At 69.4% G+C, this 21,013-nt stretch carries 18 protein-coding genes; 5 read left to right on the forward strand and 13 right to left on the reverse strand.

All coding sequences use genetic code 11. The features are described from left to right. Positions 1-6: 6 nt before the first annotated feature. The 3 genes from mreD to mreB all read right to left on the reverse strand — a co-directional run bounded on the left by mreD (position 7) and on the right by mreB (position 2,676). The gene (gene mreD / locus QSJ95_RS07835; protein ID WP_009617770.1) at positions 7-495 is read right to left on the reverse strand and encodes a rod shape-determining protein MreD; all 489 of its coding nucleotides are present in this window, start codon (positions 493-495) and stop codon (positions 7-9) included. Continuing rightward, complete coding sequence (mreC, locus tag QSJ95_RS07840) at positions 495-1,559, reverse strand: rod shape-determining protein MreC (protein ID WP_082816257.1); 1,065 nt, start codon at positions 1,557-1,559, stop codon at positions 495-497. The genes mreD and mreC overlap by 1 nt, the downstream gene beginning before the upstream one ends. Positions 1,560-1,638: 79 nt before the next feature. Continuing rightward, entirely contained in the window at positions 1,639-2,676 is a 1,038-nt protein-coding gene (mreB, locus tag QSJ95_RS07845; protein WP_009617768.1) for a rod shape-determining protein MreB, read from the reverse strand. 241 nt (positions 2,677-2,917) lie between these two features. On the opposite strand from mreB, the gene gatC reads away from it, so the two are divergent. From gatC to QSJ95_RS07870, 5 genes are read left to right on the forward strand one after another with little or no spacing between them, the layout of a single operon-like run. After that, a complete protein-coding gene (gene gatC / locus QSJ95_RS07850) occupies positions 2,918-3,205 on the forward strand; it encodes an Asp-tRNA(Asn)/Glu-tRNA(Gln) amidotransferase subunit GatC (protein WP_009617767.1) in 288 nt (95 codons plus the stop codon). 19 nt (positions 3,206-3,224) lie between these two features. After that, on the forward strand, positions 3,225-4,679 hold the full coding sequence (gatA, locus tag QSJ95_RS07855; RefSeq protein WP_009617766.1) for an Asp-tRNA(Asn)/Glu-tRNA(Gln) amidotransferase subunit GatA: 1,455 nt from the start codon (positions 3,225-3,227) through the stop codon (positions 4,677-4,679). An 11-nt stretch (positions 4,680-4,690) separates the two neighbouring features. Continuing rightward, positions 4,691-6,136 carry an Asp-tRNA(Asn)/Glu-tRNA(Gln) amidotransferase subunit GatB gene (gene gatB / locus QSJ95_RS07860; protein WP_285641372.1) on the forward strand — a complete coding sequence of 482 codons (1,446 nt, stop codon included), beginning with the start codon at positions 4,691-4,693 and terminating at the stop codon, positions 6,134-6,136. Positions 6,137-6,189: 53 nt separating this feature from the next. Then, positions 6,190-6,576 carry a septal ring lytic transglycosylase RlpA family protein gene (locus QSJ95_RS07865; RefSeq protein ID WP_009617764.1) on the forward strand — a complete coding sequence of 129 codons (387 nt, stop codon included), beginning with the start codon at positions 6,190-6,192 and terminating at the stop codon, positions 6,574-6,576. A gap of 11 nt (positions 6,577-6,587) precedes the next feature. After that, positions 6,588-6,974: a carboxymuconolactone decarboxylase family protein gene (locus QSJ95_RS07870; protein ID WP_009617763.1), complete on the forward strand. Its 387-nt coding sequence runs from the start codon at positions 6,588-6,590 to the stop codon at positions 6,972-6,974. Between the two features lie 732 nt (positions 6,975-7,706). Here the strand turns inward: QSJ95_RS07870 and QSJ95_RS07875 are convergent. The 10 genes from QSJ95_RS07875 to QSJ95_RS07920 form a co-directional block, all read right to left on the reverse strand. Next, a complete protein-coding gene (locus tag QSJ95_RS07875) occupies positions 7,707-8,504 on the reverse strand; it encodes a YfaP family protein (protein WP_285641375.1) in 798 nt (265 codons plus the stop codon). A gap of 5 nt (positions 8,505-8,509) precedes the next feature. Continuing rightward, the gene (locus QSJ95_RS07880) at positions 8,510-10,147 is read right to left on the reverse strand and encodes a DUF2300 domain-containing protein (RefSeq protein ID WP_285641377.1); all 1,638 of its coding nucleotides are present in this window, start codon (positions 10,145-10,147) and stop codon (positions 8,510-8,512) included. Continuing rightward, complete coding sequence (locus QSJ95_RS07885; RefSeq protein ID WP_285641379.1) at positions 10,148-14,692, reverse strand: alpha-2-macroglobulin family protein; 4,545 nt, start codon at positions 14,690-14,692, stop codon at positions 10,148-10,150. Next, positions 14,689-15,348: a DUF1175 domain-containing protein gene (locus tag QSJ95_RS07890; RefSeq protein WP_488445051.1), complete on the reverse strand. Its 660-nt coding sequence runs from the start codon at positions 15,346-15,348 to the stop codon at positions 14,689-14,691. The genes QSJ95_RS07885 and QSJ95_RS07890 overlap by 4 nt, the downstream gene beginning before the upstream one ends. After that, positions 15,318-17,045: a DUF2138 domain-containing protein gene (locus QSJ95_RS07895; protein WP_285641382.1), complete on the reverse strand. Its 1,728-nt coding sequence runs from the start codon at positions 17,043-17,045 to the stop codon at positions 15,318-15,320. Before QSJ95_RS07895 ends, QSJ95_RS07890 begins: the two co-directional genes overlap by 31 nt. Before the next feature lie 40 nt (positions 17,046-17,085). After that, the gene (locus tag QSJ95_RS07900) at positions 17,086-17,892 is read right to left on the reverse strand and encodes a YfaP family protein (protein ID WP_285641384.1); all 807 of its coding nucleotides are present in this window, start codon (positions 17,890-17,892) and stop codon (positions 17,086-17,088) included. Positions 17,893-18,241: 349 nt separating this feature from the next. After that, the gene (locus tag QSJ95_RS07905) at positions 18,242-19,183 is read right to left on the reverse strand and encodes an AEC family transporter (protein ID WP_276214956.1); all 942 of its coding nucleotides are present in this window, start codon (positions 19,181-19,183) and stop codon (positions 18,242-18,244) included. A 73-nt stretch (positions 19,184-19,256) separates the two neighbouring features. Then, the gene (locus tag QSJ95_RS07910; RefSeq protein WP_009617754.1) at positions 19,257-19,703 is read right to left on the reverse strand and encodes a bactofilin family protein; all 447 of its coding nucleotides are present in this window, start codon (positions 19,701-19,703) and stop codon (positions 19,257-19,259) included. Between the two features lie 17 nt (positions 19,704-19,720). Beyond that, positions 19,721-20,083: a hypothetical protein gene (locus QSJ95_RS07915; RefSeq protein WP_064582066.1), complete on the reverse strand. Its 363-nt coding sequence runs from the start codon at positions 20,081-20,083 to the stop codon at positions 19,721-19,723. Then, on the reverse strand, positions 20,064-21,011 hold the full coding sequence (locus QSJ95_RS07920; RefSeq protein WP_285641390.1) for a M23 family metallopeptidase: 948 nt from the start codon (positions 21,009-21,011) through the stop codon (positions 20,064-20,066). The genes QSJ95_RS07915 and QSJ95_RS07920 overlap by 20 nt, the downstream gene beginning before the upstream one ends. Between the last annotated feature and the right edge of the window lie 2 nt (positions 21,012-21,013).

Raw genomic sequence — 21,013 nt, forward strand, 5'->3', positions numbered from 1 at the left:
CGGCTATTAGTAGACCTTCAGGCGCTGGCCCAGGCCCTTGAGCAGCACCAGCACCCAGGGCCAGAGCAGGCCGCTGACCAGCGCCGGCAACAGGAAGGCCAGGGTCGGCGGACGGTTGCCGGTCAGGGCGTTGAGCCACAGCTGCACCAGCTGCGCCAGGCCGTAGACCACCATCAGCACCAGGCACTGCTGCCAGACGGGGTACAGGCGCAGGCGCTGCTGCAGGGCCATGACCAGGAACACGATGAAGCTGAGGATCAGCGCGTTCTGCCCGAGCAGGCTGCCGTACAGCACGTCCTCGGCCAGGCCGCAGACCCAGGCGGTGACCATGCCCACCCGCTGCGGCACCATCAGCACCCAGAAGGTGAGGAACAGCGCCAGCCACAGCGGCCGGCCGATTTCCGTGAAGCTGGGCATCGGCGCCACCGACAGCAGCAGCGCCAGCAGCAGGCTGACCCAGATCAGCCAGCCGTTGCGCGGTCCTTGGGCAGGCATCAGTGACGGTTCCTTTGTGGTGCGGCCTGGGCCGGCGCCGGCGGATGCGCGGGGGTAGCGGCCGGCGCGGCGGGTGCGGGTGCCGGAGCGGCGCCCTGGGCCGGGGCAGCCGGAGCGGCAGGCGTGGCTGGAGCGGCAGGCGCAGGCGCGCTCGGTGCCGGTGCCTGGCCGGCGGCCTCGGCGGCCTTGCGGTCGGCCTCGGCCTGGGCTTCGGCGGCCTCGGTGGCGCGCTGTTCGGGGGTGCGGCTGTCGCTGAACACCAGCAGCACGTAGCGGCTGCGGTTCATCTTCGCGGTGGGCACGGCGCGGATCACCGCGAACGGCTGGCCGGAATCATGGATGACTTCCTTGACCACCGCCACCGGGTAGCCGGCCGGGAAGCGCTGGCCGAGGCCGGAGCTGACCAGCAGGTCGCCTTCCTTGATGTCCGCGGTGTCGGCGACGAAGCGCAGTTCCAGGCGTTCCGGGTTGCCGGTGCCGACGGCGATGGCGCGCAGGCCGTTGCGGTTGACCTGCACCGGGATGCTGTGGGTGGTGTCGGTGAGCAGCAGCACGCGGGCGGTGTAGGGCATGACCTCGACCACCTGGCCCATCAGGCCGCTGGCGTCGAGCACCGGCTGGCCCTGGAACACGCCGTCCTTCGAGCCCTTGTCGATGAGGATGCGCTGGGTGAAGGGGTTGGGGTCGACGCCGATCAGCTCGCTGACCAGCACCTTGTCGTCCACCAGGGCGGCGGAGTTGAGCAGCTCGCGCAGGCGCACGTTCTGTTCGGTCAGGGTGGCCAGCTTCTGCAGGCGGCGCTGCATCAACAGCGACTCGGCCTTCAGCCGTTCGTTCTCGGCGAGCAGCTCGCTGCGGCTGGTGAACTGGTCGCGCACGCCTTCCCAGGCGCGCACCGGCAGGTCGGCCACGCCATAGAAGGGGGTCAGCACCAGGCCCATCTGGCTGCGCACGGGCTTGAGGTAGTCGAAACGCGCGTCGACCACCATCAGGCCCACCGAGAGCACGGCGAGCACCAGCAGGCGCACGCCCAGCGAGGGCCCTTTGGAGAATAGCGGTTTGATGACCAGCTCCTAGCTGATTGAAGGCGGTTGATGTTTCGCCGCGCGCGACAAAACGTCAACCACCCTCAAGGCTCCCACCTCACTCGGTGGAGAGCAGGTCCATGGAGTGACGGTCCATCATGTCCAGCGCCTTGCCGCCGCCACGGGCCACGCAGGTCAGCGGGTCTTCGGCGACGATCACCGGCAGGCCGGTTTCCTGGGCCAGCAGCTTGTCCAGGTCGCGCAGCAGGGCGCCACCACCGGTCAGCACCAGGCCGCGCTCGGCGATGTCCGAGGCCAGCTCCGGCGGGGACTGCTCCAGGGCGCTCTTGACCGCCTGGACGATGGTCGCCAGGGATTCCTGCAGGGCTTCCAGGACCTCGTTGGAGTTCAGGGTGAAGCTGCGCGGCACGCCTTCGGCCAGGTTGCGGCCGCGGACGTCCACCTCGCGCACTTCGCCGCCGGAGAAGGCCGCGCCGATCTCCTGCTTGATGCGCTCGGCGGTGGATTCGCCGATCAGGCTGCCGTAGTTGCGGCGCACGTAGGTGACGATGGCTTCGTCGAAGCGGTCGCCGCCGACGCGCACGGACTCGGCGTAGACCACGCCGTTCAGCGAGATCAGGGCGATCTCGGTGGTGCCGCCGCCGATGTCGACGACCATCGAGCCACGGGCTTCCTCGACCGGCAGGCCGGCGCCGATGGCCGCGGCCATCGGTTCTTCGATCAGGTACACCTCGCGGGCGCCGGCGCCGAGGGCCGACTCGCGGATGGCGCGGCGTTCCACCTGGGTGGACTTGCACGGCACGCAGATCAGCACGCGCGGGCTGGGCTGCAGGAAGCTGTTCTCGTGCACCTTGTTGATGAAGTACTGCAGCATCTTCTCGCAGACGCTGAAGTCGGCGATGACGCCGTCCTTCATCGGGCGGATGGCCGAGATGTTGCCCGGGGTGCGGCCGAGCATGCGCTTGGCCTCGGTGCCGACGGCGACCACGCTCTTCTGGTTGCCATGGTTGCGGATGGCCACTACCGAAGGCTCATTGAGGACGATGCCGCGTTCGCGCACATAAATAAGGGTATTGGCAGTGCCCAGGTCGATCGACAGATCACTGGAGAACATGCCACGCAATTTTTTGAACATGGAAAGGGAACCCTGGACGATGCGTGGGTGAAAAATGCGCGGGTAAAAAAGTGCGGCAAACTCTAACAACGACGGGGATTTTGGGCAAGGCGGCATTGTGTTAAATTGCTTGACTTTCAGTGCCTTTGAGGCCTGTCCCCGCGGTCCCTGGGACCGCCCGCCGCGGGTTCCGTTCCCCCGCCTACGTTTCGTCCGGCCATGCGTCCGATCGACGCTGGCAGCTCTAGCCTGGAGACCCCCGATGGCGCTTGACCGCTCCGACGTGGAAAAAATCGCCCACCTGGCCCGCCTGGGCCTGGCGGAAACCGACGTCCAACCGACCACCGCGACCCTGAACAACATCCTCGGCCTGGTCGACCAGATGCAGGCGGTGAACACCGACGGCGTCGAACCCCTCGCCCACCCCCTGGAAGCCACCCAGCGCCTGCGCCAGGACCTGGTGACCGAAAGCAACCAGCGCGAAGCCTACCAGGCCATCGCACCGGCCGTGGAAGACGGCCTGTACCTGGTTCCGAAAGTGATCGAGTAATAAGGAAGGACACGGACCCATGCTGCACCAACTGACCCTCGCCGAAGTCGCCCGCGGCCTCGCCGACAAACAGTTCTCCGCCGAAGAGCTGACCCGTGCCCTGCTGAGCCGCATCGAGCAGCTCGACCCGCAGCTCAACAGCTTCATCAGCGTCACCGCCGACCAGGCTATCGCCCAGGCCAAGGCAGCCGACCAACGGCGCGCCAATGGCGAGACTGGCGCCCTGCTCGGCGCGCCCATCGCCCACAAGGACCTGTTCTGCACCAAGGGCGTGCGCACCAGCTGCGGCTCGAAGATCCTCGACAACTTCGTCTCGCCCTACGACGCCACCGTGGTCGAGCGCCTGGCCGCCGCCGGCGCCGTGAGCCTGGGCAAGCTGAACATGGACGAGTTCGCCATGGGCTCGGCCAACGAATCCAGCCACTACGGCGCGGTGAAGAACCCCTGGGACACCAGCCGCGTGCCCGGCGGCTCCTCCGGCGGCTCAGCCGCTGCCGTGGCCGCGCGCCTGATCCCGGCGGCCACCGGCACCGACACCGGCGGCTCGATCCGCCAGCCGGCGGCGCTGACCAACCTCACCGGGATCAAGCCGACCTACGGCCGCGTCTCGCGCTGGGGCATGATCGCCTACGCCTCCAGCCTCGACCAGGCCGGCCCGCTGGCCCGCACCGCCGAGGACTGCGCGCTGATGCTCGGCGCCATGGCCGGCTTCGATCCCAAGGACTCCACCTGCGTCGACCAGCCGCTGGACGACTACCTGGCCGCCCTGGGCAAGCCCCTGGCCGGCCTGCGCATCGGCCTGCCGAAGGAATACTTCGGCGCCGGCCTGGACAGCCGCATCGCCGACGCCGTGCTGGCCGTGGTCGAGCAGCTCAAGCAACTGGGCGCGCAGGTCAAGGACATCTCCCTGCCGAACATGCAGCACGCCATCCCGGCCTACTACGTGATCGCGCCTGCAGAGGCCAGCTCCAACCTGTCGCGCTTCGACGGCGTGCGCTACGGCTACCGCTGCGAGAACCCCAGGGACCTGCAGGACCTGTACAAGCGCTCCCGCGCCGAAGGCTTCGGCGCCGAGGTGAAGCGCCGCATCATGGTCGGCACCTACGCGCTTTCCGCCGGTTACTACGACGCCTATTACCTGAAGGCGCAGAAGATTCGCCGGCTGATCAAGAACGATTTCGTCAGCGCCTTCGCCGACGTCGACGTCATCCTCGGCCCGACCACGCCGAACCCGGCCTGGAAGCTCGGCACCAAGAACGACGACCCGGTCGCCCAGTACCTGGAAGACATCTACACCATCACCGCCAACCTCGCCGGCATCCCCGGGCTGTCCATGCCCGCCGGGTTCGTCGATGGCCTGCCGGTGGGCGTGCAGCTGCTCGCCCCGTACTTCCAGGAAGGCCGCCTGCTCAACGTCGCGCACCAGTACCAACAGGTGACCGACTGGCACAAACAAGCACCGGCTGGATTCTGAGGACGACGCACATGCAATGGGAAACCGTGATCGGGCTGGAAATCCACGCGCAGCTCGCCACCCAATCGAAGATCTTCTCCGGCAGCGCCACCACCTTCGGCGCCGAGCCCAACACCCAGGCCAGCCTGATCGACCTGGCGATGCCCGGCACCCTGCCGGTGCTCAACGCCGAGGCGGTGCGCATGGCCTGCCAGTTCGGCCTGGCGATCAACGCCGAAATCGCCGAGCGCAACGTCTTTGCGCGCAAGAACTACTTCTACCCGGACCTGCCCAAGGGCTACCAGACCAGCCAGATGGACCACCCCATCGTCGGCAAGGGCTTCCTCGACATCACCCTGGAAGACGGCACCGTCAAGCGCGTCGGCATCACCCGCGCGCACCTGGAAGAGGACGCCGGCAAGAGCCTGCACGAAGACTTCCACGGCATGAGCGGCATCGACCTGAACCGTGCCGGCACGCCGCTGCTGGAGATCGTCTCGGAGCCGGACATCCGCAGCGCCAAGGAAGCGGTGGCCTACGTCAAGGCCATCCACGCGCTGGTGCGCTACCTGGGCATCTGCGACGGCAACATGGCCGAGGGCTCGCTGCGCTGCGACTGCAACGTCTCGGTGCGGCCGAAGGGCCAGGCCGAGTTCGGCACCCGCGCCGAGATCAAGAACGTCAACTCCTTCCGCTTCATCGAAAAGGCCATCAACCACGAAGTGCAGCGGCAGATCGAGCTGATCGAGGACGGCGGCAAGGTGGTGCAGGAAACCCGCCTGTACGACCCGAACAAGGACGAGACGCGCTCCATGCGCAGCAAGGAAGAAGCCAACGACTACCGCTACTTCCCCTGCCCGGACCTGCTGCCGGTGGTGATCGAGCGCAGCTTCCTGGAAGAGCTGCGCGCCGGCCTGCCGGAGCTGCCGGACCAGAAGCGCGAGCGCTTCGAGAGCCAGTACGGCCTGTCCGCCTACGACGCCAGCGTGCTCTCGGCCAGCCGCGAGATGGCCGACTACTTCGAGCAGGTGCAGGGCATCTGCGCCGATGCCAAGCTGGCGGCCAACTGGGTGATGGGCGAGCTGTCCAGCCTGCTCAACAAGGACGGCCTGGAGATCGAGCAGTCGCCGGTTTCCGCCGAACAGCTGGGCGGCATGATCCTGCGCATCAAGGACAACACCATCAGCGGCAAGATCGCCAAGATGGTCTTCGAGGCCATGGCCGCCGGCGAAGGCTCGGCCGACCAGATCATCGAGGCCAAGGGCCTGAAGCAGGTCACCGACACCGGCGCCATCGAAAAGATGCTCGACGAGGTGCTGGCGGCCAACGCCGAGCAGGTCGAACAGTACCGTGCCAGCGACGAAGCCAAGCGCGGCAAGATGTTCGGCTTCTTCGTCGGCCAGGCCATGAAGGCCTCGAAGGGGAAAGCCAACCCCGGCCAGGTGAACGAACTGCTGAAGAAAAAGCTCGAAGGCTGAGCCCACTCTTCCTGACGCCGGGCTTGCCCGGCGTTTTTTCGTCCGGAGGCTCGATGCTGCGTTCCCTCGCCCTGCCTGCCCTGCTCTGCGGCCTGGCCCTGCTGGCCGGTTGCGCCAGCTCGTCCTATGAAAGCGGCTCGGCGCGCGGCTACCGCGCCGAGGGCACCGCGTCCTATTACGGCCGCGCGCACCATGGGAAGAAAACCGCCAGCGGTGAGCGCTTCGACCAGCACGCCCTGACCGCCGCGCACCGCAGCCTGCCGTTCGGCACGCGGCTGAAGGTCACCAACCTCGACAACGGCCGCAGCGTGGTGGTGCGGGTGAACGACCGCGGGCCCTTCGGCCGCGGGCGGATCATCGACCTGTCGCGGGCGGCCGCGGAACGCCTCGACATGTTGCGCAGCGGCACCGCGCCGGTGCGCCTGGAAGCCATCGATTAGGAGCACCGAGCATGACCGACAAGCGCAAGGCCGGCGAACAGGTTCGCCGCGAAGTGATGGGCGACGCCTTCGTCGACCGCGCCCTGAACAACGCTACCGACTTCACCCAGCCGCTGCAGGATTTCGTCAACGAAAACGCCTGGGGCAGCGTCTGGTCCCGCGACGGCCTGCCGCGCAAGACCCGCAGCCTGATCACCCTGGCCGCCCTGACAGCGCTGAAATGCCCGCAGGAGCTGAAAGGCCACGTGCGCGGCGCGCTGAACAACGGCTGCACGGTGGAAGAAATCCGCGAGGCGCTGCTGCATTGCGCGGTCTACGCCGGGGTGCCAGCGGCGATCGATGCCTTCCGCGCGGCACAGGAAGTGATCGAGGCGTGGCAGGGGGATCAGAAGGCCTGACGGGCGCGGGCCTTGCCCGCGAATCGCGCGCAGGGCGCGCTCCTACATGGGCATGGTGTTGGGGCAGCCCGTAGGAGCGGATCTCATCCGCGAATCGCGCCGATACGTCCAGCTATCGCGGACAAGGTCCGCTCCTACGACAGCCGGAACGCCGGAGACCGCGGCCAATGGCGGATAACCGGGAGCTCCGCGATTCCAGCTCGCTCCAAACGGTCCCCTCTCCCTTCAGGGAGAGGGTTAGGGAGAGGGAGCGGAGTCAGGGTTGGCAGAGGTGTGTGGGCGAAGTCCGTAACCCTCTCCCCAGCCCTCTCCCTGAAGGGAGAGGGAGCCTGTCCTGAGCAAGCTCAAGGTCAAGAGTCAGCCGGCAACCCCGGCGCTTTCGTAGGAGCGAGCTTGCTCGCGAACCCGCCTCGCAGCAAAACCGTTCGCGAGCAAGCTCGCTCCTACGACAGCCGGAACGCCGGAGACAGGGCCAATGGCGGATAACCGGGAGCTCCGCGATTCCAGCTCGCTCCGGACGGTCCCCTCTCCCTTCAGGGAGAGGGTTAGGGAGAGGGAGCGGAGTCAGGGTTGGCAGAGGTGTGTGGGCGAAGTCCGTAACCCTCTCCCCAGCCCTCTCCCTGAAGGGAGAGGGAGCTTGTCCTGAGCGAGTTCAAGGTCAAGAGTCAGCCGGCAACCCCGGCGCTTTCGTAGGGAACGCTTTTGCTTACGGCTTCCAGCCTCCAGCCGCCCCTACGGATAACTGAACCGCTTCACCAACGTCAGCTCCCCCGGCTGGCGCATCGGCACCAGGAAGCTCTCCTGTTTCTCGTTCGGCGTGCCCTCCTCCGTCACTATCGTCACCCTGGCCGTGGTCAGCGGCTGGGCGGCTTCCACGTCGCCGCTCTCGCTGTCCTGGCTGTAGCCGCCGCCGAAGTAGTTCACGTAGACCAGGTACGCGCCCTTCAGCGGCGTAGGCGTGGCGATGATTTCCGGGCCGTAGCCGGTGGTCACGTCGACGTCCTGGGTGGCGCCGTTGGGCAGGCTGCGGTTGCCGTACCAGACGTGGCCGCCGTCGGGGGTCACCAGGTGCAGGTCGAGGTCGGTGTTGTCGCTGTCCCAGGACAGCATCACCCGCAGCTTGGCCGGCACCTCGCCGCCGCCACCGCCGTGGTAGAACTGCACGCGCTTGCGCTGCTGGCCATCGGGGTTGATCACTTCCAGGCTGTTGCTGCCGGCCGGGAACGCGTAAGGCCTGTCGAAGCCACCGTCTTCGCCTATCTTCAGCGGCATCGACACGCCGTTGACCACCAGGGTGGCCGGCTTGTCCTTTGCTGCATTGGCGATCTCGCCCTTGATCCGCGCGGTCATGGCCTGGTCGGCCGGGGTGTTCACCGAGGCCGCCGGGTAGTTCACCCTCTGCCGGAAGTTGGCGCCCTCGCCGTTGCCGGGGCGCCAGCCGCCCAGCGGGGCGTCCAGGCGGATGCCCGGCTCGGCGGCCTGGGCGAGCCCGGTGATGAGGAGGAGGAGCAGGCAGGGACGCAGCTTCATGGCGGTCATTCCAGTATCAGGCGGCGGGCGAGGCTTTCGACGAAACCCTCGTCCTGGCCGTTGGGGTGCGCCTGGAAGGCCAGGTGCAGGTATTCGTGGGTGAGGTCGAGGCGGTCCTGCAGCGAATACAGGCCGCGCACGTAGATGCGCTGGCGCTCGCGGTCGACGTAGGGGCGCCCGGAGGACAGCTGGCACACGGCGAAGCTTTGCAGTTCCTCGTAGCCCGGCTCACCGTCCAGCTTCGCGCGCCACGCGCGGCGCTGCTTGCGCAGCCAGTCCTCGGCCGCCGGCAGCGGCTGGCAGGCGGCCACCGGGTTGTTCCAGGCGCTGAGGCTGGCCTGCGGGAAGGCGCGGGCGAGGATGGCGTCGAAGCGCAGGCCGTTGGCCGCCTGGGCCTTGGCGTCCTGCCAGGAGAGTCTCGCCGGGCCGGCCTGGTCGGCGTGGTAGGTGACCGGGCTGCCGGCCAGCACCAGGCCGTCGGTGAAGGCCGCCACGGCGCGCATCTGCGCCGTGGCCGGGCGCGGCGCGACGCGCTGGCGCTGGCTGCTATCGGCGATGCTCAGGCACTCGCCGCGCTGCCCGGCGTTCTGCAGCAGGTAGCTGCGAATGGCCACGGCCAGGGCGCGGGCGGCCTCGACCGGGGTCGCCGCGGCTTCGCGTTGCAGCACCCGGGCGACGTATTCCTCGCGGTCCAGGCGCGCCACCAGTTGCGGCTTGCCGTCGCGCTGCAGGAAGAGTTCGCCGTCGCTGTGGATATCCAGATCGTTGCCGTTCGCGAAGCGCACCCGGTAGCTGCCGCTGAGGCCACCGGCCGCCGCCGGGCGGCCCTGGACGTCGAAGACCTCGCGCAGCGGGTAGCGCTCGAACAGCGCCACCGCCACGCAGCGCCCCGGCTCGCGCGGCCAGGGCGCCGGCAGCGCGGCGCCGAGGGCTTCGGCGTAGTGCGCCAGCACCGTCTTGCTGGTGCCGGGCCCGGAGGCCCAGACCGCCGAGCCGTCCGCCAGCCAGCCGGCGAAGCCGCCACGGCGGGCCTGCGAATCGTTTGGATCGAGCCAGCTCCAGGTCTTCACCCGCAGGCGCCCGCCCAGGCTGGCCAGGGCGCGGCCGTCGTCGGCGTTGACCACCACGTCGAGCAGCACTTGGCGCGCCTCGGCCTGGGCCGGCAGGCGCATCAGCATGTCGAGCAGTTCGGCCACCGGCACTTCGGTCTGTGGTTGCAGGTGTTCGAGGTCGAGCAGCCAGGCCGGCGCCTGGCGTTCCTGCCAGTAGCGGCGCCAGGTGGCGGCGTCCAGGCCGAGGCGCGCCGGCTGGTAGTAGAGGCCGCAGGACTTCACCAGCGCCTGGTCGCGGCCGATGCTCTGCCCGGCCGAGCAGCAGTACACCTCCTCGCGGGACTGGCCCTTGCAGGCGTACTCCGGCTCGTGCCGGTCGTTGTCCACCAGCCAGGCGAAGACGAAGAGTTTCCACAGGCTGCCCAGCGGCGTGCGCAGGTCCGCCGGCAGGGGCTCGCGGGCGAGCACCTGCTGCTGGTCCAGATGCAGCAGCAGGTCGCCCTGGGGGCTGCGCCAGGCCAGCTCGACGGGCGCCTGCGCCGCCGCGCACAGCGGCAGCAGAAGCAGCAGCCAGGCCAGGCGCCGTCCCATTTACTGCACCTTCACCCTGGCCAGCGCCGGGTTCTGCTCCAGGGCCTGCTCCGCCGGCGCGTACATGCGCACATAGCGCGCCGGCGGCAGGGCGAACTCGCCCTTCTGTGAGAAGCGCACCAGGTGGCGGAAGCGCAGTTCGCCGGCCAGGCTGTCCACCGGGATGCCGTAGTGCAGGTCGCCCGGTTCGTTGCGCGCGCGTTCCAGGCTGGTCGCCTCGGTGCCGCCCAGGCCGCTGACCTGGATGCCCCAGGTGGTGCGCTCGACGTCGGCGCCCGGCGGCAACGGCACTTCCAGCATGCCGTAGCGCAGCGCGGTGGGCTGCTCGGTCTTGACCGTCACTTCGTCCAGGTACAGCTCGTCGCTGGACAGCGGCTTGTCGCCCAGTTCCTCGACCTTGAACTCGAAGGCCTTGTCCCCCGGCACCAGGCGCAGCAGGCGGCGGCTGATGCTCACCGGCAACTGACTGGCCGGCGCCTCGGCGCTGCGGTAGCTGAGCGAAGCATTGAGCGGGCGCGACGGCGGAGTCTGCAGGGTCAGCTCGGCGGGCACGCCCTGGCCTTGCCACTGCCAGTAGCGCTCGCCGCTGGGGCCCTGCTGCTCGGCCCAGTCCTTGCCCGGCTTGAGCGGTTCGGCCGCTGGAGCCTGGGCCAGGGCGCGCTGCAGCCAGGTCAGCGCCAGGGCGCGTTCCAGGGTCGACTGCTGCGGCCCCAGGCGCGCCAGCAGGGCGCGGGCGCGGTTGACGTCGGGCGCCGCCAGCGACAGCTGCACTGCCTGGGCGAACGGCTGGTCGCTGCCGTTGACCTTCAGCCGCGCGCCATCCAGTTGCTTGGCGAAGGCCGCCGGCAGCGGCACCTTGGCCTGCTGCGCAAGGTTGTTGGCCAGCACCCGCGCCACTGCCAGGCCGAGGCTGGAGTCCGGCTCGGCCATCACCAGGCTGACTTCGGCGTCGGCCGGCAGCTTCGCGTCCTCGCCCTCCCCGGCCTTGGCCAGGTCGTCGAGCAGGCCGCCGACCAGGGTCTGCACCGGCAGCTGCATGTCGCGGGCGAAGCCGAGGATCAGCGCGCGTTGCAGCAGCGGCGTCTGCTCGGCCAGCTTGGCGTAGAGGTCGAGCACGCGCTGCCAGTGCTCCGGCGGCAGGCTGATCTGCAGGGCGCGGCTGGCGTGCCAGTCGGCATAGTAGGCATAGGCGGTGAGGAAGGCGTCGCTGTCGGTGTTGTCGCCCCACCAGGTGAAGTAGGCGTTCGGCCCGGCCATCTGCACCAGGCGCAGGCGGCTGTTCTGCATGATCAGGCGCAGGCGGTCGCGCACCCGCGGCTCGCCCTCAGCCAGCAGCGGGTAGGCCACGCTCAGCGGCAGCAGGCGGCTGGCGGTCTGCTCGACGCAGCCGTAGGGGTAGGCCAGCAGGTCGTCGAGGCTGCCGCGGAACAGCGCGCTGGCGCTGTCGTCCAGGCGCAGGCGGATGTCGCGGGCGTCCGCCGGCAGTTGCAGCGGGCTGTTCTGCCCGGCCAGTTGCAGGCTGCGCGCTTGCAGCACCTGCCAGCCGTCGGCGGCCAGGGCGAAGCGCACGGCCAGGCTGTCGCGCACCTGGCCGTCCTGGCGCAGCTCGGCGCTCCACTCGCCGTCGCTCAGGGCCTGGGCCGGCAGGCGCACGTAGTTCACGCCCTTGGCCAGCTCCAGCGCCTGGGTCTGTTCCTGGCCGGCGTAGCGCACCAGCAGCTCGGCCTTGGCCTGCTCGCCCTGGTTGAAGACGAACAGGCCGAGGTCCGGCTTGTCGCCGGCGCGGAAGCGCTTCGGGCCGCTCCACTTCAGGTACAGCGGTTTTTCCGAGCGGATGAACTGCTTCTTCTGGCCGACCTGGCCGTCGCCGTCCATGGCCCGCGCGGTGATGCGCCAGCGCGTCAGCGAATCGGGCATGCGGAAGCTGAAGCGCGCCTTGCCCTTGGCGTCGGTGACCAGTTTCGGTTCCCAGGCGGCGGTGTCCACGTCCTCGCGGCGCGGCCGTTCCAGCACCTTCACTCCGCGCTCGCTGCGGTTGCTGCGCCCCGGCGCGCTGGCGCTGCCCGGCAGGGCCACGTCGTAGCTGATGAACGACAGGCTGGCGCTGGTGCGCACGTTGTTGCGCCGCGGGTGGTAGAAGAACTGGTCGATGCCCGGGGCGATCTCCGGCTGCAGGGCGTAGATCATCTCGTCCACCACGCCCACCGCCACCTGGCTGGATACCGGCTTGCCGGCGTAGGTGGTGGAGAGGTCGACGGTCACTGTGTCGCCCGGCTCGTAGCGTTCCTTGTCGGTGGCGATGGCGATTTCCACCTGCGGCACCGTCACCTTGATGCCGGCGTTCTGGAAGCTGTAGTCGCCGCCGCGGGTGTAGAGCACGGAGAAGGTCAGGTTCGGCGAGAAGTCGGGCTTCACCGGGATGCGCGCGCGGTACTGGGTGGGGTTGAGCTTCTCCAGCTTCAGCCAGTCGCCGCCCTTGGACAGCAGCGCGGTGGCCTCGACCTTGTCGCGCTCCAGGGACAGCAGGGCGTCGTCCACCGGCTCGGGGAAGGTGATCAGCGCCAGGGCCTCGTCGCCGGCCTGGTACTCGGCCTTGTCGAGGACGATTTCCACGGTGCCGGGCACCGCCTTCACGCCCTCCCCGCTCACCGCGTAGCCGGTGCCGCCGAGCAGTTGGCCCTGGGCGTCGCGCAGCTCGATGCTGTAGGTGCCGGGCTTGTCGAAAGCGATGACGAACTTGCCGTCGCCGGCCTCGCCGTCACCCGTGGAGCGATCCTCCAGGCGTACCCAGCGGTAGCTCTTGGGCTTGAGTTCGGTGGGCTGCTCCGCCGCATAGCTGAACTCGACCTTGTCGCCCACTGCGCTGAAGCGCTGCGGCGCGGCCAGGCGGTAGCGCGCGGCGCCGCGCTCGATGAGGATTTCCTTGCTGGTCTTCACCCGGTAGGCGGCGCCGTCGCTGGCGAACACCGTCAGCAGGTAGCGACTGGGCTTGTCCGCCGCCGGCAGTTCGAGGGCCGCGCGGCCTTGCGCGTCGGTGCTGAGTTCGGCGCTGGTCAGCTCCACCGGGAACTGGCCGAGGTACTGCAGCTCGTTGTCCACCATGGACAGCTGCTGGGCACGCAGGCTCAGTTGCAGCTTGGCATTGGCCACCGGCTTGCCGTCCGGGTAGAGCAGGATCAGGTTGCCCTTCACCGCTTCACCGGTCTTGAAGTCGGGCTTGGCCAGGTCGAGGGAAATCTCGAAGTGCGGCTTGATGTACTCGGCCACGCGGAAGGCGCTGCTGTAGGTCTGCCCGCGGTAGTCGAAGCGCAGCTCGTAGCCGCCGGCCACGGCATTGCTGGGCAGCTGGAAGCGGCCGTTGGCGCCGGCCTTGGCGTCCAGTTGCAGGTCGAGGGTCTGCAGGGTGGTGCCGGCGGCGTCGATCACGCTCAGCTTCACCGGCGCGGCCTGGGGCGCGGCGGAGTCGCGGGCGTTCTTGAATTCGCGGCCGTAGATCTTCAGCGCCACCCAGTCGCCGGGGCGGTACAGCGGGCGGTCGGTGAAGGCGTAGAGCTTGGTGTCGTAGATTTCGCTGTCGTAGTAGAAGTTTTCCGAGACGAAGACGCCGCCTTCCTTGTCCTCGCCGATCACGAAGGAGCGCTCGGGGCTGGCGTGCTGCAGGCGCAGCAGGCCCTCGGCGTCGGTGCGGCCGCTGCTCATCACGCCCAGGCCGTCGGTCCAGAGCACCTGGGTATCCGGTACCGGGGTGCCTTCATGCTTGCGCGCCGACCACACCAGCAGTTCGTTGCCGGCGATCTTGCTTACCGCCACGCTGCTGGAGACGAACACCACGGTGGTGGCGCGGTACTTGCCCACCAGCGCCTCGACCAGGTACAGCCCCGGCTTGAGCTTGCCCAGCGGCACGTAGACGTTGCCCGGCGAGACGTTGATGAACTCGCTGGAGGAACCGGCCAGCTTGACGTCGGCCGGCGGCTCGATGGGCTTGGCGTCCCACAGCGGATAGCGGAACTGCTCGACCAGCGGCAGGCCGGGGATCGGCGCGTACTGCGGCTGGGCGTCGTAGGGCGTGGGCGCGGCCATGGCCTGGCCCATCTTCAGCTCCGGCACCACCTCGGTGACCTGCTTGCGCGACTCATAGGAGAAGGCGCGCTGCATCACCCGCCGCGACTTGCGGTACCAGTTGTCCCACAGGTAGGCCAGGGTGTTGGACAGCCCCTCGCCCTTGAACTGCCCCTCGGCCAGTACCCGGTGCAGGTTCTTCTGGCGCTTGAGGAAGTCCAGCGGCTTGTCGATGCGGTAGACGCGCATGTCCACCCCGCCGTAGGCCTCCATGCGGTAGCGGCGGTAGTCGCGGCCCGGCGCCTCCAGGCGCACGCGGGCCTCTTCGTCGGGGGCGAAGCTGCTGTCGGCGAGCAGGAAGAACGACTCGCCGCTGATCGGCGCGTAGTTGCTCGCCGGCACCTCGTCGTCGGCCCACGCCTGCGCCGGCGCGCCCGCCAGCAGGCCGCCCAGGGCCAGGCCGGCGCACAGCGCGAGCAGCTTCATCGGGCGAGGAACGACAAGCGGTACACGCCGACGAAGTTGGGGTTGGCAGGGTCGGGTATCCATCGGGTGTCCTTCCATGTCATGAGTTGTTGCAGGCTGACCGAGCGCATGCCGTTGTCGGTCGGCGTGCTGGTACCTGTGTGGTAGGCGATGTTGCGGCCCATCCAGATCATCAGGTGCTGGTCGTCGCCCTGGTCGAAGAAGATCAGGTCGCCCGGCCGCGCCTGGTTGAGGTCGCGGCCGACGAAGGTGCTGTTGTACTGGATCAGCTTGATGGCGTTGACGTAGGGGCCGACCTGGCCGCCGCCCTGCCGCCAGTTCTGCGCCAGGGCGCGCTGCTCGTCGCTCAGCGCCAGCTCCGGCGGCAGGTAGCGGTTGGACAGGCCGTTGGCGCGCAGCCACTTGGCGTCGTGGGGCTTGAGCGCCTCGTTGGCGGCGAAGCGCACCAGGCCCGCGCAGTCCTGCTGGTGCCAGCGCGGGCTGGGGCCCTGGCGCAGCTGTTCCTCGGCGATGCGCACGAACCAGGCGCGGAACACCTGGGACTGCTGCGGGTCGAGCGACGCGCTACCGGCCTGTGCCGCCTGGGCGGCCCACAGGCCGAACGCCAGCAGCAGGGCGCGTGCCGTCACAGCGCGCGCCACTGCAGCGGCAGCCATTGCCAGGGTTGTTCGGCGCGGCTGCCGGCGGGCAGGCCGAGGGCGTAGCCGCCGTGCCCGGCCAGGGCCTTCAGGCGCGGCAGCAGCAGGCTGTCGGCGGCGTTGCGGAACACCGGCTCCATGTCCTGCGGCAGGCTGTCCAGGGTTTCGCGCTGGAGCAGCGTGGAAAGCGACTGCGGCGCCAGGTAGGCCGGCACCAGGGCGTCCTTGGGCAGCACGTCGGCCAGCGGCGGGAAGCGCTTGTCGAGGGTGCCCAGGGCCTTGTCCAGCAACTGGTCGTCGAGGGAGAACAGCAGGGTGCTGCCCTGCCGCGCCAGGCCGACGCGGAAGAAGCCGCGGCCGCTGACGGCGTCCGGGTCGGCCGCATCGGCGGCGGCGTACTGGCCGAAATTGGAGCTGACCTGGCGCAGCCACTTGTGGGTCTCGCCCTGGTTCTGCTCGTCCACCGGGAAGTTGCCGCCTTCGGCGTTGGCCTCGTAGGCGCCCACCAGGCTGTCGAACAGCCTGCCCAGGTCGGCGTCCAGTTCCGGGCCGGGCGGCGCGCTGAGCGTGGCCACCAGCAGCGGCGTGTACAGGCGCGAGTCGGCGTACCAGCACAGGCCGGCGGCGCCGGAGAGGTGTTCGGAGAAGGCCGCGGCCATCTTCTGCTCGGCGCCCAGGCGCACCAGCAGGCTGTCGTACAGGCCCGGGGTCAGCGGCAGGGCCACGCAGGCGCTGGCGCCCATGGGCATGGCCTGCCACACGGGGCTGAAGTCGAGGTCCGGCTGGCGCTCCACCGCGTTCAGCGCCAGGTAGCTGCTCCAGCCCTTGGCGCCCTTGTCGAAGCGCACCCCGGCGAAGGCCGGGATGAAGCGCTGGTAGCCCATGGCCAGGGCACCGGCGCCGAGGCTGATGCGCTGGCTCAGCTCGCCGCGCGGGCCCAGGCCGAAGGCGCGCGGGAAGGCGTCGTCACCGCCGAGCAGGGCAGCCAGGTCGGCGCTGACCTGGGCGTCGGCCGCGCCAGGCTCCTCGTCGCTGGCGTCGGGGAACAGCATCTTCGGGTTGGACAGCAGCACCAGGTAGTCACCGCTGGAGGCGAACAGCAGGGTCTTCTGGGCGTTGTAGCGCAGGCGGTAGACACCGGTGCCGCCCTTCAGCTCGCCGACCTTGCGCAACTGGCTGTCGTCGGCGGCGATGTGCGCCAGCGGCTCCAGCAACTTGGCCAGGCCGCCGCGCTTCATCACCACCAGGAAATCGCGCAGGCGGCCGTCGGCGCCACGCCACAGGGCGACCTGGGCCGGCTGGTCGAGCAGTTCCTCGACCAGGCTGTCCTTCAGCGTCAGGTCGTGCTCGTAGACGATGCGCCGCAGGCTGCCGGCCAGGCCGAGGCGGTCGCCGTCGTTCTCGTAGTAGAAGACGAAGTCCTCGGTGAGGGTGTCGCGCAGCAGCGGCACCTCCAGCAGTTCCTTGGGCAGGCGGGCGAGCGAGGCGCTTTCGATGAGCGCGTCCGGGTGCCTGATGTCGCGGCCCGGGGCATTGGCCGGCGGCGCCTCCAGCCCGGCCAGCGGGCCGCTCGGCGGCGCCAGCCAGACGTAGCGCGCCAACAGGCCGCCGAGGACCAGCAAGGCCAGCACCAGGCCGCCGAAGATCAGCGGCCAGCGCTTCACCGGTGCGGCTTCGGCGGAAGGAGTGGGGCTGGGAGTGGTGTTGTCGCTCATGCTTGCTCGATCCCGTTTCATCCCTGGCAGGGGACAGCTTTCAATAGGTGAAGGTCTTGACCAGGACCAGGTCGCCGATGGTGCGCAGCGGCACCACGAAGGTCTCGCGCTTCTCGTCGACGCTGTTTTCGTTGAACACCAGGTTGACCTGGGCGGTGATCACGTCCTGCTGATTGGCGCCGGCCTGGAAGTTATAGCCCTGCGCGCCGAAATTGCCCCAGTAGTTGACGTAGACCAGGTAGGTGCCGTGCAGCGGCGCGGCCATGCTGAACATTTCCGGGCCGGGGCCGTCGACGCCGTCCGGGTCGAGGCCGCCGCCGTTGCCCAGCCGCGGGCGCGCCCAGAAGGCGTGCTGGCCGTCGGGGGTGACTATGTGCAGGTCCAGCTCGGCCTTGGGGTCGTCCCAGCCCAGGGCCACGCGCACCCGCGGCGGCACGCGCCCGGCGTTGGCCTCGTAGAACTGCACGCGCTTGAGCGACTGGCCGTCGGCGCTGGCCACCTCGACGCTGTTGGAACCCGCGCCGAAGGCGTAGGGGCGGACGAAGTGGCCCTGGGCGTCGGTATAGAGCGGCAGCGGGTTGCCGTTGACCACCAGGCGCTGGGCGCGGTCGGTGCCGGCGAGGTTCTTCAGGTCGCCCTCGATCAGGCTGCGGCCGCGCTGGCCGCCACGGTCGATGGGCGGGGTCGGATAGGCCACGCGCGGGCTGTCGAGGTCGTCGAGCAACCCCGAGTAGCGCCAGCCGGCGGCCGGGCTGGACAGTTTGGCCCCCGGCCCGGCATACGACGACGCCAGCCACAGCAGGCCGAGCAGCAGCGCGAGGCTGCGGGCGGAATCCTGGAAACGCATGAGCAATCCTTTGTCGCGCGTTGGAAGGGGGACAGTGTAACCGCCTGTAAAACGGCTTGAAATGGCCTTCGGGCAGAGTAAGTGATGCTGTCTGCGAATTCAGATTCTGCCTAGACCGCGCCCCAGTGGGAGGTTGTCCAGGGCGTAGGGCGTATAACGCCTACGGCGTTATACGCCGTTTAACCTCGATCCCAGGCGCGCTTCGGGTTCGGCCACGGAGCGCCTGTTTCGGGGCACTCCAAGCTCGACCGCAACGCCGGGCATGAGTTAGGTGAAGCGGCGTATAACCGCGAACGGTTATACGCCCTACGAACTTGCCGGCTGACGCCGCGATTCGGGGTTGAGCACCTCAGATCCATCCACCCCACTGCAGGATGAACAGCCCGAGGTTGGTGGTTAGCGCCGCGGCCAGGGTGGTGATGACGATGATCGAGGCCGCCAGTTCGGCGTTGCCCTGGGCGGCGCGCGCCATCACGTAGCTGGCGGCGGCCGTGGGGCTGGCGAAGTAGAGGAACAGCACGCCCAGTTCGGCGCCACGGAAGCCGCAGAGCCAGGCGGCGGCGGTGCACAGCGCCGGCAGCCAGACCATTTTCATCAGGCTGGCGCTCAGGGCCAGGCTACCGCTGCTGCGCAGGGCCGGCAGCGACAGGGTGCCGCCGATGCAGACCAGCGCCAGGGGCAGGGTCATCTGCGCGAAGTAGTCGCCGGAGGTGAGCACCCAGGCCGGCAGCTGGATGCCCCACCAGGCGAACGGAAAGGCCGCCAGCACGCCGATGATCAGCGGGTTGACCAGCACCTGGCGGGCGATGCTCAGCGGGTCGGACTTGAGTACAGGGCTGTAGATCGCCAGGACCACCGTGGCCAACGTGTTGTAGCAGAGGATCACCAGGGCCGCGAGCACCGAGCCCAGGGCCAGGCCGTGCTCGCCGTAGAGGCTGGTGGCCAGGGCCAGGCCGACGATGCCGTTGTTGCCGCGGAAGGCGCCCTGCACGTAGACGCCGCGTTCTTGCCGCGGCACCCGCCAGTGCGCCCAGGCCCAGGCGAGCAGGAAGCCGCCGAGGGTGGCCAGGCAGAAGAACGTCAGCACCGCCGGGCTGGCCGCGCGGTGCAGGTCGGAATGGTAGATGCCGAGGAACAGCATCACCGGCATGGTGGCGTTGAACACCAGGGCCGAGGCGGTCTGGATGAAGCCCTGGTCGATCCAGCCGACGCGGCGCAGCAGCACGCCGATGAACAGCATGGAGAACACCGGCGCGGTGATGCCGAGGGTCTGGAACAGCAGTGCGAGCATGGAGGGGAAACGCCGGCGGAAGAACTGCGGCGATCATAGCAAGGGGCAGTGCTTCGCGTGCTAACGATTTGCCTCAGGCGGGCTCCGCTTCCTCGGCCCCGGCACGCGCCCGGTGGCTCTCGGGCGCCGGCAGTTCCAGCGGGCGCTGCTCGTCCAGGCGGGTGAGCTTGCCGTCGACGCTGGCGCCGTTCTCCATGCTCAGTTGGCGGTAGTGGATGTTGCCGATGACGCGGGCGTTGGAATGCAGCTCCAGCAGGTGCTCGACGTAGAGGTCGCCGACGATGGTGCCGTCGATCAGCGCGTCGTAGCTGCTGACGCAGCCCTCGATCCGCCCTTCCGCGCCCAGGGCCAGCAGGCTCTGGGTACCCGGCTTGTGGCGCACGTTGCCCTGGATGCGGCCCTGGACCTTCAGGCCCTCCTCGAACTCCAGGTCGCCCACCAGCGCCAGGTTGCCCGACAGCAGGCTGGAAAACCTGTCCACCGCCACCTGCGGCCCCTTCTTCTTGTTGCTGCTGAACATGTTCGTCCTCCTGCGGATCACTTGGCGGGTTTCTGCTGGCGGTAGAACGCCAGGTCGGTCTTGAGCTTCTTGAGTTCCCCGGACATCTGGTCGATGCGCCGCTGCAGCTGCTCGCGCGTGGCCTGGGCCTCGGCGGTCAGCAGGCGCTGGCGCTGCAGGTCGGCGGCCAGCGCGGCATTGCCGGCCTGCAGCGCGTCGATGCGCCGCTGTGTTTCGGCCTGCTGCGAGCCGCGCCAGAAATGCAGCGCGGCGAAAGCCACGGCCAGCGCCAGCGCGGCCCAGAGCAGCGGCCGGTAGCTGCGCGCCACCTGGGCCCGCGGCTGGTGCTCGGCGCGCAGCAGTTCGCGGGTGGTCGCCGGCCTAGTCCTGCGCCAGCGCATCGAGGGCCTTCTCCATGTCGCCGAGGGAAAGGAAGTGCTGCGGGTCGACGAACTCGCCGCGGTAGAGCACTTCGAAATGCAGGTGCGAGCCGGTGGAGCGGCCCGTGGAGCCCATGGCGGCGATGCGCTGGCCGGGCATCACCACGTCGCCGACGCGCACCTCGGCCCTGGACAGGTGCGCATAACGGGTGAGCAGGCCGTTGCCGTGGTCGATTTCCACGCGGATGCCATAGGAGCTGAAGGGGCCGGCGGCGACCACCCGGCCACCGGCGGCGGCCTGGATCTCGGTGCCGCCGGGCGCGGCGAAGTCGAGCCCGGAGTGGAAGGCCAGGCGGCGGTTGAACGGGTCCACCCGGTTGCCGAAGGCCGAGCCCAGGCGCGCCTTGTCCACCGGACGATGGGTGGGGATGGCGAGGAAGTCGGCGTTGCGCCGCGACACCGCGTCCAGCAGCAGGTCGAGCTGGCGGCGCAGGCAACGGGCGGCCTCGGTGCCCTGCTGCACGTCGACCAGCGGCGCGGCCTGGCATGGCCGCGGCGGCAGCAGCAGGCCGCCCTCCCCGTCAGCGCCGCGTGCCGGTGCCTGCTCCGGCACCAGGCCGGGGTCGATGCGCGCCAGCTTGCGGGCGATGTCCTCGTGGCCGTCGACCACTTTCAGCAGGTAGGCGGCGTCCTTTTCCAGCACTTGCAGGCGCCCGGCCAGCTCGCCCAGGCGCGCCACGGCGAAGCGCTGCTCCGGCGTCTGCTGCGGGGCGGCCTCGGCCAGCGGCGCGGGCGGCGCCATGACGCGGCCGAGCCACAGGCCGGCGGCGAAGGCCAGCAGCGCCAGCGCCGCGGCGCCGGCGAGCGCGAGGCCAAGGAAGCGGCGCGGGTTCACCAGGCGCAATGCCTCGCGCGTCAACGCCTGACCAGAAGGGGAAAGACCATGCATGG

The sequence above is a fragment of the Pseudomonas sp. NBRC 100443 genome, assembly GCF_030268185.1.
Lineage (GTDB): Bacteria > Pseudomonadota > Gammaproteobacteria > Pseudomonadales > Pseudomonadaceae > Pseudomonas > Pseudomonas citronellolis.

Coding starts and splice junctions, on each gene's coding strand:
- gatA (WP_009617766.1), top strand. CDS start 3,225: ATGCTGCACCAACTGACCCTCGCCGAAGTCGCCCGCGGCCTCGCCGAC.
- QSJ95_RS07890 (WP_488445051.1), bottom strand. CDS start 15,348: ATGGCTGCCGCTGCAGTGGCGCGCGCTGTGACGGCACGCGCCCTGCTG.
- QSJ95_RS07875 (WP_285641375.1), bottom strand. CDS start 8,504: ATGAAGCTGCGTCCCTGCCTGCTCCTCCTCCTCATCACCGGGCTCGCC.
- QSJ95_RS07920 (WP_285641390.1), bottom strand. CDS start 21,011: ATGCATGGTCTTTCCCCTTCTGGTCAGGCGTTGACGCGCGAGGCATTG.
- QSJ95_RS07895 (WP_285641382.1), bottom strand. CDS start 17,045: ATGAGCGACAACACCACTCCCAGCCCCACTCCTTCCGCCGAAGCCGCA.
- QSJ95_RS07870 (WP_009617763.1), top strand. CDS start 6,588: ATGACCGACAAGCGCAAGGCCGGCGAACAGGTTCGCCGCGAAGTGATG.
- QSJ95_RS07910 (WP_009617754.1), bottom strand. CDS start 19,703: ATGTTCAGCAGCAACAAGAAGAAGGGGCCGCAGGTGGCGGTGGACAGG.
- QSJ95_RS07885 (WP_285641379.1), bottom strand. CDS start 14,692: ATGAAGCTGCTCGCGCTGTGCGCCGGCCTGGCCCTGGGCGGCCTGCTG.
- QSJ95_RS07865 (WP_009617764.1), top strand. CDS start 6,190: ATGCTGCGTTCCCTCGCCCTGCCTGCCCTGCTCTGCGGCCTGGCCCTG.
- mreB (WP_009617768.1), bottom strand. CDS start 2,676: ATGTTCAAAAAATTGCGTGGCATGTTCTCCAGTGATCTGTCGATCGAC.
- QSJ95_RS07905 (WP_276214956.1), bottom strand. CDS start 19,183: ATGCTCGCACTGCTGTTCCAGACCCTCGGCATCACCGCGCCGGTGTTC.
- gatB (WP_285641372.1), top strand. CDS start 4,691: ATGCAATGGGAAACCGTGATCGGGCTGGAAATCCACGCGCAGCTCGCC.
- mreD (WP_009617770.1), bottom strand. CDS start 495: ATGCCTGCCCAAGGACCGCGCAACGGCTGGCTGATCTGGGTCAGCCTG.
- QSJ95_RS07880 (WP_285641377.1), bottom strand. CDS start 10,147: ATGGGACGGCGCCTGGCCTGGCTGCTGCTTCTGCTGCCGCTGTGCGCG.
- QSJ95_RS07915 (WP_064582066.1), bottom strand. CDS start 20,083: ATGCGCTGGCGCAGGACTAGGCCGGCGACCACCCGCGAACTGCTGCGC.
- gatC (WP_009617767.1), top strand. CDS start 2,918: ATGGCGCTTGACCGCTCCGACGTGGAAAAAATCGCCCACCTGGCCCGC.
- QSJ95_RS07900 (WP_285641384.1), bottom strand. CDS start 17,892: ATGCGTTTCCAGGATTCCGCCCGCAGCCTCGCGCTGCTGCTCGGCCTG.